Source organism: Exiguobacterium chiriqhucha RW-2 (assembly GCF_000416965.1).
Lineage (GTDB): Bacteria > Bacillota > Bacilli > Exiguobacteriales > Exiguobacteriaceae > Exiguobacterium > Exiguobacterium chiriqhucha.
In genome coordinates, this window is record NZ_ATCL01000020.1 from 314,402 (window position 1) to 332,408 (window position 18,007).

Annotated in this window: 15 protein-coding genes; 14 read left to right on the forward strand and 1 reads right to left on the reverse strand. The window is 56.2% G+C overall.

The features are described 5' to 3' along the window. Positions 1-104 precede the first annotated feature (104 nt). The 10 genes from M467_RS25715 (at position 105) to M467_RS25760 (ending at position 11,347) form a co-directional block, all read left to right on the forward strand. Positions 105-1,010, forward strand: a complete 906-nt coding sequence (locus M467_RS25715) for an aspartate carbamoyltransferase catalytic subunit (RefSeq protein WP_021067059.1) — start codon at positions 105-107, stop codon at positions 1,008-1,010. Beyond that, positions 1,007-2,287, forward strand: a complete 1,281-nt coding sequence (locus tag M467_RS25720) for a dihydroorotase (protein WP_021067060.1) — start codon at positions 1,007-1,009, stop codon at positions 2,285-2,287. Before M467_RS25715 ends, M467_RS25720 begins: the two co-directional genes overlap by 4 nt. Next, the gene (locus tag M467_RS25725) at positions 2,265-3,347 is read left to right on the forward strand and encodes a carbamoyl phosphate synthase small subunit (protein WP_021067061.1); all 1,083 of its coding nucleotides are present in this window, start codon (positions 2,265-2,267) and stop codon (positions 3,345-3,347) included. The genes M467_RS25720 and M467_RS25725 overlap by 23 nt, the downstream gene beginning before the upstream one ends. Before the next feature lies 1 nt (position 3,348). Then, positions 3,349-6,552, forward strand: a complete 3,204-nt coding sequence (gene carB / locus M467_RS25730) for a carbamoyl-phosphate synthase large subunit (protein ID WP_021067062.1) — start codon at positions 3,349-3,351, stop codon at positions 6,550-6,552. Beyond that, positions 6,549-7,268 carry a dihydroorotate dehydrogenase electron transfer subunit gene (locus tag M467_RS25735; RefSeq protein ID WP_021067063.1) on the forward strand — a complete coding sequence of 240 codons (720 nt, stop codon included), beginning with the start codon at positions 6,549-6,551 and terminating at the stop codon, positions 7,266-7,268. The genes carB and M467_RS25735 overlap by 4 nt, the downstream gene beginning before the upstream one ends. Beyond that, complete coding sequence (locus M467_RS25740) at positions 7,265-8,191, forward strand: dihydroorotate dehydrogenase (RefSeq protein ID WP_021067064.1); 927 nt, start codon at positions 7,265-7,267, stop codon at positions 8,189-8,191. Before M467_RS25735 ends, M467_RS25740 begins: the two co-directional genes overlap by 4 nt. Beyond that, positions 8,166-8,870, forward strand: coding sequence for an orotidine-5'-phosphate decarboxylase (pyrF, locus tag M467_RS25745; RefSeq protein ID WP_021067065.1), 705 nt, complete (start codon positions 8,166-8,168; stop codon positions 8,868-8,870). The genes M467_RS25740 and pyrF overlap by 26 nt, the downstream gene beginning before the upstream one ends. Further along, positions 8,854-9,483: an orotate phosphoribosyltransferase gene (pyrE, locus tag M467_RS25750; RefSeq protein WP_021067066.1), complete on the forward strand. Its 630-nt coding sequence runs from the start codon at positions 8,854-8,856 to the stop codon at positions 9,481-9,483. The genes pyrF and pyrE overlap by 17 nt, the downstream gene beginning before the upstream one ends. Before the next feature lie 131 nt (positions 9,484-9,614). Beyond that, the gene (locus M467_RS25755; RefSeq protein WP_235045182.1) at positions 9,615-10,415 is read left to right on the forward strand and encodes a hypothetical protein; all 801 of its coding nucleotides are present in this window, start codon (positions 9,615-9,617) and stop codon (positions 10,413-10,415) included. Next, a complete protein-coding gene (locus tag M467_RS25760; RefSeq protein WP_235045183.1) occupies positions 10,415-11,347 on the forward strand; it encodes an FUSC family protein in 933 nt (310 codons plus the stop codon). The genes M467_RS25755 and M467_RS25760 overlap by 1 nt, the downstream gene beginning before the upstream one ends. A gap of 401 nt (positions 11,348-11,748) precedes the next feature. On the opposite strand, the gene M467_RS25765 is transcribed toward M467_RS25760, so the two are convergent. Then, positions 11,749-13,437 (reverse strand): Rqc2 family fibronectin-binding protein, encoded by a 1,689-nt coding sequence (locus M467_RS25765; protein ID WP_021067069.1) that lies wholly within the window; start codon positions 13,435-13,437, stop codon positions 11,749-11,751. A gap of 131 nt (positions 13,438-13,568) precedes the next feature. Here M467_RS25765 and gmk point away from each other — a divergent pair, with 131 nt between their 5' ends. From gmk to priA, 4 genes are read left to right on the forward strand one after another with little or no spacing between them, the layout of a single operon-like run. Next, a complete protein-coding gene (gene gmk / locus M467_RS25770; RefSeq protein WP_029595720.1) occupies positions 13,569-14,216 on the forward strand; it encodes a guanylate kinase in 648 nt (215 codons plus the stop codon). Then, complete coding sequence (rpoZ, locus tag M467_RS25775; protein ID WP_021067071.1) at positions 14,216-14,425, forward strand: DNA-directed RNA polymerase subunit omega; 210 nt, start codon at positions 14,216-14,218, stop codon at positions 14,423-14,425. Before gmk ends, rpoZ begins: the two co-directional genes overlap by 1 nt. A 59-nt stretch (positions 14,426-14,484) precedes the next feature. After that, positions 14,485-15,675, forward strand: a complete 1,191-nt coding sequence (gene coaBC / locus M467_RS25780; protein ID WP_021067072.1) for a bifunctional phosphopantothenoylcysteine decarboxylase/phosphopantothenate--cysteine ligase CoaBC — start codon at positions 14,485-14,487, stop codon at positions 15,673-15,675. Then, positions 15,672-17,996, forward strand: a complete 2,325-nt coding sequence (priA, locus tag M467_RS25785) for a primosomal protein N' (protein ID WP_021067073.1) — start codon at positions 15,672-15,674, stop codon at positions 17,994-17,996. The genes coaBC and priA overlap by 4 nt, the downstream gene beginning before the upstream one ends. Positions 17,997-18,007: the final 11 nt, after the last annotated feature.

An 18,007-nucleotide genomic window follows, 5' to 3' on the forward strand; every position in this document is an offset into this window, starting at 1 on the left:
AAGGCTCGTTTATTTGGGTGTGTTCTGCCCAGATAAAGGCGTCCCTTCACGTAGGTGAAGAGACGCCTTTTCTCTTTGCCTTCACATAAAAGGAGGAGACGAACATGAACATCATCAAACAACAACCGAAGCATTTTGTCAGCCTGGACACGCTATCCCTCGACGAGATTATGGGTTTGATCGAGGAGTCGCTCCGCTATAAACAAGGGAACATGCCCCCATTGTTCGATGGGAAGACGGTCGCGAATTTATTCTTTGAAAACTCGACGCGAACGAAAAATTCGTTTCAAATGGCCGAACGGCACTTGAAGGTCCAGGAGATCCCGTTCGACGTGGCGACGTCATCGGTGACGAAAGGTGAGACGCTCTACGACACGTGCAAGACGCTCGAGGCGATCGGGGTCGATGCCCTCGTCATCCGCCATCCGGAGTCGGGCTACTACCATGAACTCGTCGAAACATTGAATATCCCGGTGTTGAACGGCGGTGACGGGAGCGGGGAACATCCGTCCCAGTCACTCCTCGACCTCGTCACGATCTTTGAAGAGTTCAAGACGTTCGAAGGATTGAATATCGCCATCTGCGGTGACCTCGTTCATAGCCGTGTCGCCCGCTCGAACGCCTCGGTGCTCAAGCGGCTCGGCGCGAACGTCGTCGGCTGTAGTCCCGCCTCCTGGTGGGACGAGTCGATGGGGCTCGAGCATCGTGACCTCGACGACGTGTTGGCCGACTGTGACGTCATCATGTTGCTGCGCGTCCAGCACGAACGCCACATCATGGGCGATATCTTCTCGAAAGAAGATTACCATGTACGCTACGGCTTGACGCCGGAACGCGTCGAGCGGATGAAACCGCAAGCGATCATCATGCATCCGGCCCCGGTCAATCGGGACGTCGAGATTGCCGGCAGTTTAATCGAGCATCCACAGTCGCGTATCTTTCCACAGATGACGAACGGTGTTTACGCCCGGATGGCCATCTTAAATCGAGCATTAGGGGGACAATTATGATACTTCAACACGCAACTTGGTATGACGGGAATACGAAACGGACGACGACGCTATTGATTGAAGACGGCGAGATCCGCTCAGTCGACTATAACGGCACGACTGAAGGACACGAAGTGATTGATGCGACAGGGATGCTACTCATCCCAGGACTCGTCGATGTCCACGTCCACTTGCGCGAACCGGGTGGGGAGAAGAAAGAGACAATCAAGACCGGGACAGAGGCGGCTGCAGCCGGCGGATTCACCACAATCTGTGCGATGCCGAACACGCGTCCGGTCCCAGACGACCGCGCCACGATGGACCAGCTGTTGGCTAAAATCGAGCAAGACGCCATCGTGCGTGTCCTGCCATACGCCGCCATCACGAAACGACAGCTCGGTACCGAGCAAGTCGACATGGCCTCGCTCGCAGATTCGTTCGCCTTCACCGACGACGGAGTTGGCGTCCAATCGGCAGCGATGATGCGCGCGGCGATGCGGGAAGCGAAACGACTCGACAAGGCGATTGTCGCCCATTGCGAGGACAATACGCTCAAGGCCGGTTCGGTCCACGAAGGCCGGTTCAGTGAAGAACATGACATCCAAGGCATCCCGAGCCTCGCCGAGAGCATCCATATCGCCCGGGACGTTTTGATCGCCGAAGAGACAGGCTGTCACTATCACGTCTGCCACGTCTCGTCACGACAGTCGGTGCGCGTCATCCGCGACGCCAAACGAGCCGGCATCCGGGTCACGGCCGAAGTGACACCGCATCACCTCATCCTCTGTGAAGACGATATCCCAGGCCTCGACCCGAACTTTAAAATGAATCCGCCGCTCCGGAGCGCGGACGACCGGGAGGCGCTACTCGAGGGCTTGTTCGATGGCACGATCGATATGATCGCGACCGACCACGCCCCGCACACGGCCGAGGAGAAGGCGGCCGGCATGGAACGGGCCCCGTTCGGGATCACCGGTTTCGAGACGGCGTTCCCGCTCCTGTACACGACGTTCGTCAAAACGGGACAGATGGAAGAGGCGGCGCTCATCGAGTGGATGACGAAACGACCGAGCGACGTGTTCGGGTTGCCGTACGGTGTGATTGAAGTCGGCCGGGCGGCGGACCTCGCCCTCATCGACCCGGAGACGGAGCGGGTCGTCAATCCGACGACGTTCCGCTCGAAAGGGAAGAACACACCGTTTGCTGGGAAGAAACTAGTTGGCTGGCCGGTGATGACCATCGTGGCTGGAAAAATCGTATATAAGGGGAGATTCGATGAAACGAACATTATGGCTTGAGGACGGTACTTCATTTGTAGGAACAGCGTTTGGTGCAAGTGTGGAGACGATCGGGGAAGTCGTCTTCCAGACTGGGATGACCGGATATCAAGAGATGTTGTCTGACCCGTCTTACTGTGACCAACTCATCGTGTTGACGAATCCGTTGATCGGGAACTATGGCGTCAACCGCGAAGATTTCGAGACGACCGTTCCGATGGCGAAAGGGCTCATCGTCAAAGAAGTGTGCGACACACCGTCGAACTTCCGCTCGACCGCGACGCTTCATGATACGCTCAAACGCTTCAACATCCCGGGGCTAGCAGGAGTCGACACACGCATGTTGACGCGTCACTTGCGCTCACTCGGCGTCATGCGCGGTGTCTTGGTCGACGGCGACTCGACGTGGGAGACGGTCCAACATCGCTTCGATGTTCTCCTGCCGACCAATCAAGTCGAGCGTGTCTCGACGAAGCGGGCGTATGTCAGCACCGGCAGCGGTCCACGGATTGCCCTCATCGATTTCGGCGCGAAGCTCGGCATCATGCGTGAACTCGTGAAGCGCGACTGTGAAGTCGTCGTCTTGCCGCACGACGTGACGGCAGAAGAAGTGATGCGCTATGAGCCGGACGGCGTCATGCTGTCGAACGGACCTGGGGACCCAAAAGACGTCCCGACGGCGTTACCGCTCATCGAGCGCCTCATGCCGACACTCCCGATTTTCGGGATCTGTCTCGGTCATCAGTTGATCGCACTCGCGAGCGGTGCCAACACGTTCAAACTCCCGTTCGGTCATCGCGGTGCCAACCATCCCGTGGTCGAACTTGAGACGGGAGCGGTGACAATCACGTCCCAAAACCACGGCTACGCAGTCGATGAAGCATCACTCGCGACGACAGGACTCGTCGTCACGCATCGCGCCGTCAACGATGGTACGGTCGAAGGTGTGAAGCATCTGCATCATCCGACGTTCTCGGTCCAATACCATCCCGAGGCGGCACCGGGTCCATACGACGCCAACGATTTATTTGACCGTTTCATGCAACTCGTTCAAGAAAACAAACAGAAAGTAGGAATGTGACATGCCCAAACGACCAGATATTCAGAAAATCCTTGTAATCGGATCCGGCCCAATCGTCATCGGACAGGCGGCAGAATTTGACTATGCTGGTACCCAGGCGTGTCTTGCCTTGAAAGAAGAAGGATATGAAGTCATCCTCGTCAACTCGAACCCGGCGACAATCATGACCGACCCGACGACGGCGGACCGTGTCTATATCGAACCGCTCGAACCGGAGTTCGTCGAACGGATTATCCGTCAAGAGCGACCGGACGCGCTCCTGGCCACACTCGGCGGCCAGACCGGTCTCAACTTGGCGATGGAACTCGATCGTCGCGGCGTGCTTGAAGATTGCGGCGTCGAATTGCTCGGGACAAAATTATCGGCCATCGAACAAGCTGAGGACCGGGAACAGTTCCGCGACCTCATGTATAAGCTCGGCCACGGGGTCCCGGAAAGTGAGATCGTGCAGTCGCTCGAGTCGGCTTGGGGCTTTGCCGACCGGATCGGCTATCCGATTATCATCCGTCCGGCGTACACGCTCGGAGGAACCGGTGGCGGGATTGCCCATGACCGGAATGAATTCGAACAGTTCGTCGAATCAGGACTGAAAGCGAGTCCAGTGACACAAGTGTTGCTCGAGAAATCGATTGCCGGCATGAAAGAAGTCGAGTATGAAGTGATGCGCGATTCGAGCGACCAGGCCATCATCGTCTGTGCGATGGAAAACTTTGATCCGGTCGGGGTCCATACGGGCGACTCGATCGTCTTCGCTCCGACGCAGACACTGTCGGACCGCGACTATCAGATGCTCCGCAGCGTCTCACTCGACATCATCCGCGCTCTCGGCATCGAAGGGGGATGCAACATCCAGTTCGCCCTTGACCCGGACAGTTTCACGTACTACGTCATCGAGGTCAACCCACGTGTCTCCCGCAGTTCGGCGCTCGCCTCGAAAGCGACGGGATATCCGATCGCCAAGTTGGCTGCGAAAGTAGCGGTCGGATACAAGTTGTCAGAATTGAAGAACCCGGTGACGGAGACGAGTTACGCCTCGTTCGAACCGGCGCTCGACTATGTCGTCGCTAAGATTCCGCGCTTCGCTTTCGATAAGTTCGAGACGGCTGACCGCCGGCTCGGCACTCAGATGAAAGCGACCGGGGAAGTGATGGCGATCGGCCGCAACTTGGAGGAAGCGCTCCTTAAGGCTGTCCGTTCGCTTGAACTCGGGACAGAAGACTTGGCCGTACCACGGCTCGCACAATTGACGACGGATGAGCTCGATCGCGAGTTGACGACGCCGACGGATGAGCGACTCTGGATGCTTTATGAGGCACTCCGTCGCGGTTATTCGACGGAACAGTTGCATGAGCTGACCAAAATCGACCGTTTCTTCTTATCGAAACTCGCACGGATTTGGCAACATGAAGAGACGCTCCGGCTTGAGCCGCTCACGAAAGAACGACTCGTCGAAACGAAGCGTCTCGGGTTCAGCGATAAGATGATCGCCCGCATCGTAAACGAGAACGTGGAGACTGTGACGACGCTTCGGAACGACTGGGGCATCCGTCCGGTGTACAAGATGGTCGACACGTGTGCGGCTGAGTTCGCCTCGGAGACGCCATACTTTTACGGGACGTACGAAGTTGAGAACGAGGCCGTGAAGACGGACAAGCCGTCGATTCTCGTCCTCGGTTCGGGCCCGATCCGCATCGGTCAAGGTGTCGAGTTCGACTACGCGACCGTCCACTCGATTCAGACGATTCGTGACGCAGGTTATGAAGCGATCATCATTAACAACAACCCGGAGACGGTGTCGACCGACTTCTCAATCTCAGACCGACTCTACTTCGAACCGCTTACGACCGAGGACGTACTCGAGGTCATCCGCAACGAACAGCCACTCGGCGTCATCGTCCAGTTCGGTGGCCAGACGGCCATCAACTTGGCAGCCTCGCTCGAAGCAGAAGGGGTCCAGATTTTAGGGACATCGCTTGAAGACATCGACCGCGCCGAAGACCGGAAAGCGTTCGAAGCGACGCTCTCGGCCGAACAGCTCGCCCAGCCTCCAGGCAAGACGGCGGTCACGGTAGAAGAGGCCGTCGCGTGTGCCGACATGCTTGGCTATCCGGTACTCGTCCGCCCATCATACGTCCTCGGCGGCCGGGCGATGGAAATCGTTTATGAGCGCTCGGAGCTCGAGCGGTATATGCGCCACGCCGTCGTCGCCTCGAAAGACCGTCCCGTTCTGATCGACCGCTACTTGACGGGCATCGAGATTGAAGTCGACGCCATTTGTGACGGGACGGACGTCTACATCCCGGGCATCATGGAACATATTGAACGGGCCGGGGTCCACTCGGGCGACTCGATTGCCGTGTACCCGCCGCAGCGGTTGAGCGAAGCGTTAAAACAGAAAGTCGTCGATTACACGATTAAACTCGCCAAAGCGTTCCGGATCAAAGGATTGCTCAATATCCAGTTCGTCTACGCGGACGACTTATACGTCATCGAGGTCAACCCGCGGGCGAGCCGGACCGTCCCGTTCATCTCGAAAGTGACGGGCCTTCCGGTTGCACGCATCGCCACGCAGACGATTCTCGGAACGAGTTTGAAAGACCTCGGGTTAGGGACCGGCTTGCATCCGGAAGCGGACGCGATTTCGGTCAAAGTCCCGGTATTCAGTTTCGCGAAACTGAAAGAAGTCGACCCATCACTTGGGCCGGAGATGAAATCGACCGGTGAAGTCATGGCGACAGACCGCACGCTCGAAAAGGCATTATATAAAGGACTCGTCGCCGCCGGCATGACGATCGCCTTGAAAGGGAACGTCCTGTTGACGGTCGCCGACCAAGACAAGGAAGAGGCGCTCGACATCGCCCGCCGTTTCAACCGACTCGGATTCCGCCTGATGGCCACGTCTGGCACGGCGCATGCGCTTTCGACAGATGGCTTGCCGGTCCACCCGGTCGGGAAAATCAATGAGGCCGGAGAGACGATGCTGAGCGTCATCGAACGAGGGGAAGTCGATATCGTCTTGAACACGACGACGCGTGACGCCCTTGCGACGAAAGACGGGTTCATCATCCGTCGGGCCGCGGCCGAGCAAGGGGTGCTCTGCCTGACGTCGCTCGACACGGTCGAGGCGCTGCTCCAAGTCATCGAGAGCCTGTCGTTCCAAACGACGAGTTTACCGGCCTTCACGACATTCGGGGTGACCGTATGAGACAACTCGCGACCATTTTATCGAACCGATTGATTGCGACGGCGACGATGGAGATGAAAATCGAGATCGCACCGCAGGCCGTTGCGCCGGGCACGTTCTTCCATGTGAAGACGTCAGAGCTGTTGCGCCGGCCGCTCTCGGTCGCGAACGTCGAAGACAACGTCGTCACATTCCTGTATAAAGTGATCGGCAGCGGGACGGCAGATTTGGCCGCGCGTCGGACGGGAGACGTCTTAGACGTCCTCGGACCGCTCGGCAACGGTTTCCCGCTCGAACAGACGGGTAAACGGGTCGTGCTCGTCGGTGGGGGCATCGGGGTGCCGCCGCTCTACTACACGCGGCGCCTGCTCGCTGCCCGTGGCATCGAGACGGTAGCAATTCTCGGGTTTGATACGAAAACGAGCATTTTTTATGAAGACGCGTTCCGTGAACTTGGGGAGACGATCATCACGACGGTCGATGGAACGTATGGAGAAATGGGATTTGTGACAGGTCCGCTCGCGCGGGTCGACGCCGATGTCTTATTCAGCTGCGGGCCGGAACCGATGCTGAAGGCGGTCGCCGCGTCACATATCGAAGAGCGATATATCTCGATTGAGAATCGGATGGGGTGCGGCATCGGCGCTTGTTTCGCTTGCGTGTGCGAAGCGCCAGGCGGTTACGTCAAAGTGTGCAGTGACGGACCGGTATTTCGGGCAGAAGAGGTGACGCTATGAGACTACACGTCGATTTGCCAGGCTTACAGTTAAAGAATCCGATTATGCCGGCATCAGGCTGTTTCGGATTCGGGGAAGAGTTCGCCAAACTCTATGACTTATCGATGTTAGGCGGTATCATGATTAAGGCGGCGACAGGCGAGTCGCGATTCGGCAACGGGACGCCGCGGGTCGCCGAGACGGCACAAGGCATGTTGAACGCCATCGGCCTCCAAAACCCGGGTGTCGACGCCATCATCGAACACAAACTACCGTTCTTGTCCGCGTTCGATACCGAGATTATCGCCAATGTGGCCGGTTCGACGCCCGAAGAGTACATTCATGTCGCGCGAGAGCTCAGTGCCGACCCGACCATCAAGGCGCTCGAACTGAACATCTCGTGCCCGAACGTGAAGTGCGGCGGGATGCAGTTCGGGACCGATCCCGACATGGCGGCGGAATTGACCCGACTCGTCAAAGCAGCGTCAACAAAACCGGTATACGTCAAACTGTCACCGAACGTCACGTCAATCACAGCGATGGCGAAAGCGGTCGAAGCGGCTGGGGCCGATGGCATCACGATGATCAACACGCTCGTCGGGATGCGCATCGACGTCACGACCGGGCAGCCGATTCTCGCCAACCGCATCGGTGGTTTGTCTGGACCGGCCGTCAAACCGGTCGCCATTCGGATGGTCTATGAGGTCGCCCAGGCCGTCGAGATCCCCATTATCGGGATGGGCGGCGTGCGGACGGTCGACGACGTCTTGGAGTTCATTTATGCGGGTGCTTCGGCAGTCGCGGTCGGAACGGCCAATTTTGAAAATCCTTACGTCTGTCAGGAAATCATCGAAGCGTTGCCAGGGCGGCTCGACGAACTTGGGATTGATCACATTTTAGACATCAGGGGGAAAGCTTATGAACAGACTGTATCTCGCGCTTGATGTCGAAACTGGCGCCGACGCGTTCCGTTTATTGGAACGAATCGAACAAAAACCGGCCGTCAAAGTCGGGATGGAACTGTTCTATCGTGAAGGGGGCCGCTTTGTCGAGCAACTCGTCGACAGCGGGTACCCGGTCTTCTTAGACGTCAAAGTTCATGACATCCCGGAGACGGCACGGCGGACACTCCGTCAAATCGGGCGCCTCGGCGTCGAGTTGACGAACGTCCATACGTTCGGCGGCGAGACGATGATGCGTTACGCCTTGGACGGCTTACGTGAGGTGACCGATACGACGAAATTGATTGGGGTCACCCAGTTGACGTCGACCGATGAACGAATGCTCGCCGAAGAGCTACACATCGAAGGGGGATTGGAACAGGCCGTCCTTCGCCAGGCTGCCATGGCCGACCAAGCCGGGCTCGACGGAGTCGTCGCGTCCGTGCATGAGGCCCACTCGATTCGCCAAGCGCTCGGCTCGTCATTTTTGACCGTGACGCCCGGTATCCGCATGAACGAGACAGCGGACGATCAAGTCCGGATCGCCACGCCGAAAGCGGCTCGTGACGCAGGTGTGTCGGCCATCGTCGTCGGCCGACCCATCACCCGGGCCGAAGATCCGAACGCTGCCTATGCATACTACTTACAAGAATGGAGTCGAACTTATGAGACAAATCGCTGAAGCTTTATTACAAATCGAGGCCGTGACCCTGTCACCGGAAAACCCGTATACGTGGTCGAGCGGGATGAAGAGTCCGATTTATTGTGACAATCGCTTGACGCTCAGCTATCCTGACGTCCGCAACCTCATCATCGACGCGATCGTTGAGGTGGTCCGTCCGCTCGATGTCGACGTCATCGCCGGGACAGCGACAGCGGGAATTCCCCATGCGACGCTTGTCGCCGACCGGCTCGGGTTGCCGCTCGTCTATGTCCGTTCGAGTGCGAAAGGACATGGGAAAGGGAATCAAATCGAGGGCCGGTTTGAACCGGGGGCTCGTGTCGTCGTGATTGAAGACTTGTTGTCGACCGGCTCGTCGAGCATCGAGGCCGCCAAAGCGATTCAGGAAGCCGGCGGGGAAGTCGTCAAGATTCAAGCGATTTTCTCCTATAGTCTGAGCCGCCTCGCCATCAATCTGTTAGACTCGGGCTTCACTGCGCATGCACTGATTACACTTTCGGATTTGCTCGACGTTGCCGTCAAGAAGCGAATCATCAGTAAAGAAGAATATGCTTCCTTACGGGACTGGCGAAACGATCCGACAGGTTGGAGCGAACGTGTCTTATCTTCATAATCTGTAACGAGAATCCACCTCCGGGCGGATTCTTTTTCTATTCGGTACATGGCATACTGAACATGTTAGAATAGGGAAAGCAGTCAATAAAGGAGATGTGTATGGCGTATTCTAGAATGAAGGGAAAATCCTTGAAAGTCCGTTTTCAAGCGATCCCGAAACATCGTAAACTTGCGTTCGGACTCGTCCTCACCGTCTTGCCCCTCATTTTCTTCTTGAATTTATTCATATTCAGTCACGTGTTGGCACTTGGGGACACGTACGAGGACCGCTATCAAATGAAGAAACTTCGGCTCGAGACGGCGCACGGCAATGTCGAATTCGTTCGTAGCACGAATGAGAAAGTCCACATTGATGTGTTACAGACGAACTCGAAAGAGCGTCGCATCAAAGTCAAATCGGTCGGCGATACGATTTCGGTCGTCGAGCGCTACGGCCAATTCAGTCAATTCGGTAGTCGGGCGAGTGATGAACCATCCCGTTATAAAATCCGAGTCGCCTTGCCGAGCTCGATGACATCGATTGAAGTCGAGGCCGAGCAAGTGACCGGCCAAGGATTGATTGCCAAGACGATTGTCTTGGAGGCGAACGCCGTTAATGTAAAAAAACTCGAAAGTGATCGGCTTCGCGTCGAAACACGGAGTGATACGACACTCGAAACCGTCCGTGTCGTCACGGGAGATATCCGTTCATATCGGAACGCGACCGTGAGCGACATCGTCGTCAATCAAAGCATGACGATTCAGACGGAGGCGGGGACGCTCGCGTACGCGCCGCGTAATGCGACCGGACAAGTGAACGTCACGACCACAGGCAACGTGACGGCGTCGGAACGGTTCAACGAAATCGGGGGCGGCGTGTACCATCTGTCGAACTCGAACCGACCAAACATCGAACTCATTTCCGAGACAGGAAAGGTCGAGCTTAAATGATGAACAAACGTTACATCCCAAAAGTCGGACTTCGAACTTTGAAAACCGGCATCGCCGTCGCCATCACCATCGCTTTGTCCTGGTACGTGTTCGGCATCTATTCAGGCATGGGGGCCATCGCGGCCGTCGTCGCGATGCAACCGACCGTGAAGCGGTCATCGAAAATCGTCTTCAGCCGCATCTTCGGAACGATGGTCGGGCTCATGTGCGGTCTCCTGATCGTCTATGCGTTCGGGGTCAACCCGATTTCAATCGGGCTCGCCGTCATCGTCGCGCTCACGCTCAATACGACGTTCGATAAGACGCACATGTCGACGTATGCGGCGTTCGCGATCGTGCTCATGCTCGAGAACCCGACGACCGACTTCTTCCACTATGCGTGGACCCGTTCATTGTTGACGGCCGTCGGTGTCTTCGTCTCGCTCGGTGTCAACTATGCGTTCATGCCGCCTCGTTACGAGGAGCGGTTGCTCAGTGAGATTCGGAAGACGTCGGCGTATATGTTCCAGCACTGGCGCGAGCTCGTCGGGTCCCCGTCCGAGTTGCTCGAGACGCGGGCCCGTATCCTCGGCCATCAGGAGCTGCACATGATGCTCCAAGAGGATATGAAAGTGACGAACGTGAAATTGAAGCATTTGACGATGAAGCAATACCGGTTATTGATTCACCTTGAGGACAAGCTCGTCTTGTTGCTCGAGAGTCTCGCTGAACATCGGGAGGCGCTATTGGTCATGGACGAGGAAGAACGCCGGGTGTTCGAGTCCGAGTTTTTATACCTCCTCGCGCATCATCACGATATCCTTTATACGTGTGACAAGCCGCATGCGCTGTTCACGTTGCCGCATGAGGATTTATCCGTTTCTGAAATTTTACACGGGCACTTGCTCGACTATCATGAACAGCTCGAAGCGTTCAAACATAATCCGAAATAAACGAAGGCCCCGTTTTAGCGACGGGGCCTTTACTTGTTGTCAATGTAAGTGGACATGTCATATTTACACATGCCTTTGGCGACACCCTCCGTTCCTGGGGCGATGCGGATGTCTCCGCAGTGCGTGCCGCACTTTACAGGGTCATCCTTGCATCGCTATCCCCTAGGAGTTCGGGTGCCGGCCTTGGCATGTGTCTGCTCGCCTGTCGATCAGACGTGTACCAATCCTTTCGTTCGTCCGCCGGCGTCCCGACTCCTGCAGGAAAGCAACCCAACGGAGACCCAGCAGCGACATTGAGTCGCGATGCGGCTCCGGGGTTGCCTGCGGAAAGCGTAGGCGCCGAGAGGACGAGTGACCATGGGCTAACAAGAAAAAGCCACGTCATGTGACGTGGCCAGAACTCATTGCTGGAGTGATTTGACGAGCCGCTCATCCGGCGTGACGTACACCGTCTGCTGGTCCGTATAGATGACGAATCCAGGCTTGGCACCGCTCGGCTTTTTCACGTAACGTGCTTTCGTGTAATCGACCGGCACACCGCTCGAGGCACGGGCCTTCGAGAAATAAGCGGCGACGGTCGCCGCCTCGAGCAACGTCGTCTCATCGGGTTCGCTCGAACGGATGATGACGTGGGATCCGGGTATGTCTTTCACATGCAGCCAAATCTCGTCGCGACGGGCGAACTTGAACGTCAAATGATCGTTTTGCGTATTGTTCTTCCCGACGAAGAACTCTGTCCCCGTTGACGATGTATACGCTTCGAGCGAAATTTTCTTCGTCTGTTTCTTCTTTTGATTCCGTTGCTTCATGTAGCCGCCTTCGGCCAACTCTTCTCGAATCTCGACGATATCGGCCGGTGAGGCGACGTCGAGCTGGGCGACGAGCGTCTCTAAATACTCAATTTCGGCGTCGTTCAATTCGATTTGTTTCTGCACTTCGACTTTGGCGACTTTCAACTTGTTGTATTTCTTGTAGTACGCTTGTGCGTTCTCGTTCGGTGTCTTGAGCTTGTTGAGCGGGATGTCGATCATGCCGCCTTCCTCGTCGTAATAATCGACGACGTGGGCGACGGTCATGCCTTTCTCGAGCTGGAACAAGTACGTTGTCAACAGCTCCCCGTATTTCTGAAGTTCGTCGGACCGTTCCGTCGCCTTCAAATCGTCAAGCAGTCGCTTACGCTTCAACAGGTTTTTCTCAAGCTCGGACTTGAGCAGACGCTCGACATCGTGGGCTTGTTGTTTGACACGGTCGCGGTTCGCTTTCTCATAGAAGAAACGGTCGAGCACGTCTTTGCTCGTCTCATAGCGCTCTTCAGAGGTGACCTCACCGGACGTGAGCACGATCGGACTGAAGCGCTCTTTGCCCGACGCGAGCTGTTGGAAGACGTAAGGGCCTTCGAGGTCGCTCATCACGCTGACGAACGACTCCTCGATGCTGGCCCGGTTCGGGAGTTTGGCCCGGTGGACGATCTCTTGGGCGATTTGCGGGCTAAGCCCGGCGAAACTGGCCACGAGCTGCTTGTCGAGCGAGCCGGCGTTCCAGTCGATACGTTTCAAACCGGCTTCACGCTCCGTCAACGGATCGCACTTGTCTTGGGCCGGTGGCAGTAAGTACTCGCTGCCCGGCATGATTGTCCGGTACGTGTTTTGTGACGGCGGGAGATGTTTGATGGCGTCTAAAATCTTGCCGTCCTCGTTCGTCAAGACGACGTTCGAGTGACGCCCCATCAGTTCGATATACACTTTCTTATTCTCTTCGTCGCCGAGCTCGTTTCGTGAACGGATCGACAGGACGATGACACGGTCACGTCCGACTTGTTCGATTGCCGTGATGAAGCCGCCTTCGATGTGTTTGCGGAGCATCATACAAAACATCGGCGGTTCTTGCGGGTTCTTGGTCGGGTTGTCGGTCAGTTGGAGCCGCGCGTACATCGCATTTGCCGAAACGAGCAATTGGACGCTTTGGCGGTTCGAGCGGACTTGAATCATCAAATCGAGCGAATACGGTTGGTGCACGCGATTGATGCGCCCCCCGACGAGCGCTTGTAATTCTGTTACAACACGATATGTCATTAATCCATCATATGCCACTAGTCTCATCACCTTTGTTCTTTTTCTGTCTCTACGTTATCAGATTCACGGAAAATATGGTACGATGAAGTAGGAAATCCGAACTTCTTCTTGCCGGAACAATTGATTGACTGCTATTATAATTAAATGTGATGTTAGAAGATGGAGGTCTTGCAGTGAATTTTAAAGAACGAGGATTATTAATCGTCTTGTCTGGCCCGAGCGGCGTCGGGAAAGGTACCGTTTGTCGAGTACTCCGTGAAGAGAAGGACAACAACCTTCAATATTCGGTCTCGGCGACGACCCGCAAACCGCGCGAAGGAGAAGTAGAAGGCGTACACTACTTTTTTAAGACGAGAGAACAATTTGAACACATGATCGAGCATAAACAATTGCTCGAGCACGCTGAATTTGTCGGCAACTATTATGGGACACCGGTTGAATGGGTTCGTGAGACACTCGAAAGCGGGAAGGACGTCATCCTCGAGATTGAAGTCCAGGGCGCTTTCCAAGTGAAAGAGCGTTTCCCGGAAGCGGTCTTTTTATTCTTGGCTCCGCCAAGCCTGCAAGAACTACGTAACCGCTTAGTCGGTCGAGGCACGGAATCGGAAGACGTGATCAAGCAACGCTTGCTCGTCGCCCGGGAAGAAATTGAATTGATGGATGCATACGATTACGTCGTTACGAATGATGAAGTGGATAAAGCGATCGATCGTATCAAAGCGATCGTGACGGCCGAACATTGTAAACGTGAACGTGTCGCGTCTCTCTATAAAAAAGCCATGATGGAGGTCATTTAATGTTATACCCTTCGATTGATGCCTTACAACGTATCATCCCGTCGAAATACACAATCGTCACGGTGGCCGCGAAGCGGGCCCGCCAAATCCAGGACGGAAAAGCAACAAAAATCGCCGCGCCAAAATCGTATAAGCCGGTCGGTCAAGCGCTTGAAGAATTGTATTCGGGTGACACGACAATCATCACGAACGAAAAAAACAACGGATGAAGTGTGACCCAAGTCGGATACGACTTGGGTCTCATTGTCTATAAGGGGGAGAATTGTGAATGTTGAACGATCGGAATATCTTGCTTTGTGTGAGCGGCGGTATCGCGGCGTATAAGGCGTGCGCGCTCACGTCGAAACTCGTCCAGGCCGGTGCGAACGTTCGAGTGGCGATGACCGCGTCAGCCGAAGAATTCGTCGGCAAAGCGACGTTTCAGGCGCTCAGCCGAAATCCGGTATACACCGACGTGTTCGAGGAACACGATCCGACCAAAATCGCCCACATCGACGTCGTCGATACGAGTGACTTGATCGTCGTTGCACCCGCCACGGCGAACATGATTGCGAAACTCGCAGCCGGTATTGCCGATGACTTCATCACGACCTCGATTTTAGCGGCCAAATGTCCCGTCATCGTCTCACCGGCGATGAACGTCAATATGCTCGAACATCCGGCCACGCGCCGCAATATCGAGACGCTCAAAACGTTCGGCTATCAAATCATCGAACCGGGCGTCGGCAATCTCGCGTGCGGGTGGATCGGTGGCGGACGCCTTCCGGAACCGGAAGACCTCGTCCGTATCGTCGAGAGCCAGTTCGTCCCGAAACATCTGCTCGGGAAACGCGTGCTAATCACGGCCGGTCCGACGGTCGAACGCATCGACCCGGTCCGCTTTTTATCGAACGACTCCTCTGGCAAGATGGGCGTCGCGCTCGCCGCGGCTGCCCGCGATATGGGCGCACACGTCACGCTCGTCCACGGACCGCTGCAAGTACCCGTACCGGACGGCGTGACCGCCATCGCCGTCGAATCAGGCACGGATATGCTCGAGACGGTGCTCGCGCGTTTCGATGACCAAGACCTCGTCATCAAATCGGCCGCCGTCGCCGACTATCGCCCGAAGACGGTCCATAGCGAGAAACATAAAAAAGTGCACGGCCCGTTGACGATCGAACTCGAAGAGACGACCGATATCTTGAAGACGCTCGGGGAGAAGAAGACGCATCAGCTCCTCGTCGGTTTTGCGGCCGAGACGGAGAATCTCGAGCAACACGCCCGCGATAAAATCGCCCGTAAACGGGTTGACTATCTCGTCGCCAACGATGTGTCCCAGCCAGATATCGGCTTCCGCGCCGATGACAACGAAGTCACGTTGTTTCGGGCGGACGGGGCTCATGTCCGCTTACCGCGACAGAGCAAACGTGAACTCGCTGTCGAGTTGCTCACACATTTTAAGGAAGATTTGCGATGATCGCCCACGTCCATGTCGATGCGCCCGTCATCACGATCGACCGTCCGTTCGATTATGAAGTGCCGCCCCAGTTCGAGACGTTAATCGAACCGGGCATGCGTGTCTCGGTCCCGTTCGGCTCACGACGCCTGCTCGGAATCGTCACCGGTGTCTCTGAAGGGACGCGCGAAGGATTGAAACCACTTGAGGCCCTATTAGATGAAGAATCATCTTTGACGGACGAATTGCTCGATTTATCGACCCATGTGAAAGAGACGACACTCTGCTTCCGGTCGTCGGCACTCCTCGCCATGTTGCCGGCAGCGCTGAAAGTGAGTTACGACAAAGAGATTAAAGGCGAGACGCTCCCGGACGGCGTTCGAGCCGGGACCCATCTTTCGGAGTATCCGAAAGAGACGCAGTCCATCATCTTGGCGCTCGCCAAAAAAGGGGACATCTTGCTCGCGCCGGTGTTAAAAGAGAAACGGACGGTGAAGACGGACCTCGTCATCGAGCTCATCGATGCGACGCTCATCCCGGCCCGGGCGAAAAAACAACAAGAAGCGATTAAGTTGCTAAAGGACGTCCCGCGGATGTATTGGTCGTCGTTACGTCAAATCGGCTTGTCGCGCGCACAACTGCAAAAGATGGAGTCGCTCCGTGCCGTCAAAGTGACCGAGGTCGAACTGAACCGCGACCCGTACGCCACGATTGAACAGGTCATCGAGACGGTCGAACTGAATGAAAGTCAAGCCAAGGCCGTCCATGCCATCCGCGATGCGGAAGCCGGGGAGACGTTACTCTTGCACGGTGTCACCGGCAGTGGGAAGACCGAGGTCTATTTAGAAGCGATCGGTCAAGTCGTCGATGACGGCAAGCAGGCGATTTTGCTCGTCCCGGAAATCTCGCTCACGCCGATGATGGTCAAACGATTCAAACGTCGCTTCGGAGACCGGGTCGCCGTGCTCCATAGCGCCTTGTCACAAGGAGAGAAATATGACGAGTGGCGCAAAATCAAACGACGTGAAGTCGATGTCGTCGTCGGGGCACGCTCGGCGATTTTCGCACCGCTCGAAAACATCGGCCTCATCATCTTGGACGAAGAGCATGAGACGACGTACAAGCAAGAAGAGAACCCGCGCTATCACGCGCGTGACGTCGCGATCTGGCGGGCCGAGTACCACGAGTGCCCGGTCGTCCTCGGAAGTGCGACCCCGTCACTCGAGTCTTACGCCCGCGCCCAAAAAGGCGTCTATCGCTATTTGCAACTGAGCGAACGGTACGGTGGCGAGATGCCGCCTGTCCATATTATCGACATGCGGCGTGAGCTCGCCAAAGGCAACACGACGATGTTTTCAGAAGATTTATTTGTCGCCATCAACGACCGCATCGCGAAAAAAGAACAGTGCGTCATCTTGCTCAACCGTCGTGGTTTCACGACGTTCGTCATGTGTCGCGACTGTGGGGAAGGGCTTACCTGTCCGCACTGCGCCGTCAACTTGACGTATCACCAACACGGCGACCGGCTCAAATGCCACTACTGCGGCTATGAGATCGGTATGCCGTCGAAGTGCCCGACGTGTGACAGCAAGAAAATCAAACAGTTCGGCACCGGGACGCAAAAGATCGAGACCGAGCTGTTGAATCGCATCCCTGAGGCGCGGATCATTCGGATGGACCAAGACACGACGTCACGCAAAGGGTCGCACGAACAACTGTTGAAACGCTTTGAGGATGGGGAGGCCGACATTTTGCTCGGTACCCAGATGATCGCCAAAGGACTCGATTTCCCGAACGTCACGCTCGTCGGCGTGCTCGCGGCGGATGCGACGCTCGGCATGCCCGATTTCCGGGCGACCGAGCGTACGTTCCAACTCGTGACCCAAGTCGCTGGTCGGGCCGGACGCGGTAGTCTGCCGGGTGAGGCGTACGTTCAGACGTACAACCCGGACCATTATGTCATCGAGACGGCGAGTGAACACGATTATGAATCGTTTTACGCCCGGGAGATGCAACTGCGCCAAGTCGGTAATCATCCCCCATATTGGTACGTCACGCTCGTCACGTTCGCGGCGGAAAGTCCGCTCGTCGCCCAAGCCGAGGCCGAGCTGTTCGCCGCCGATTTCGTCGAGGCGCACGTGGCCCAGTCGCGACTGAACGGGCCGATGCCGGCACCGTTGTCGAAACTGAAGAACTTGTTCCGCTATCAGTTGTTCATCAAGACGAAACATCCGGAAGCGTTATATCCGGTCCTCGCCACGCTGCAACAGGCACGGGCGAAGGCGATTAGCAAAAAAGAATATCAATTGAGTATCGACGTAAACCCATACGTATTCATGTGAGGTGGAACCAG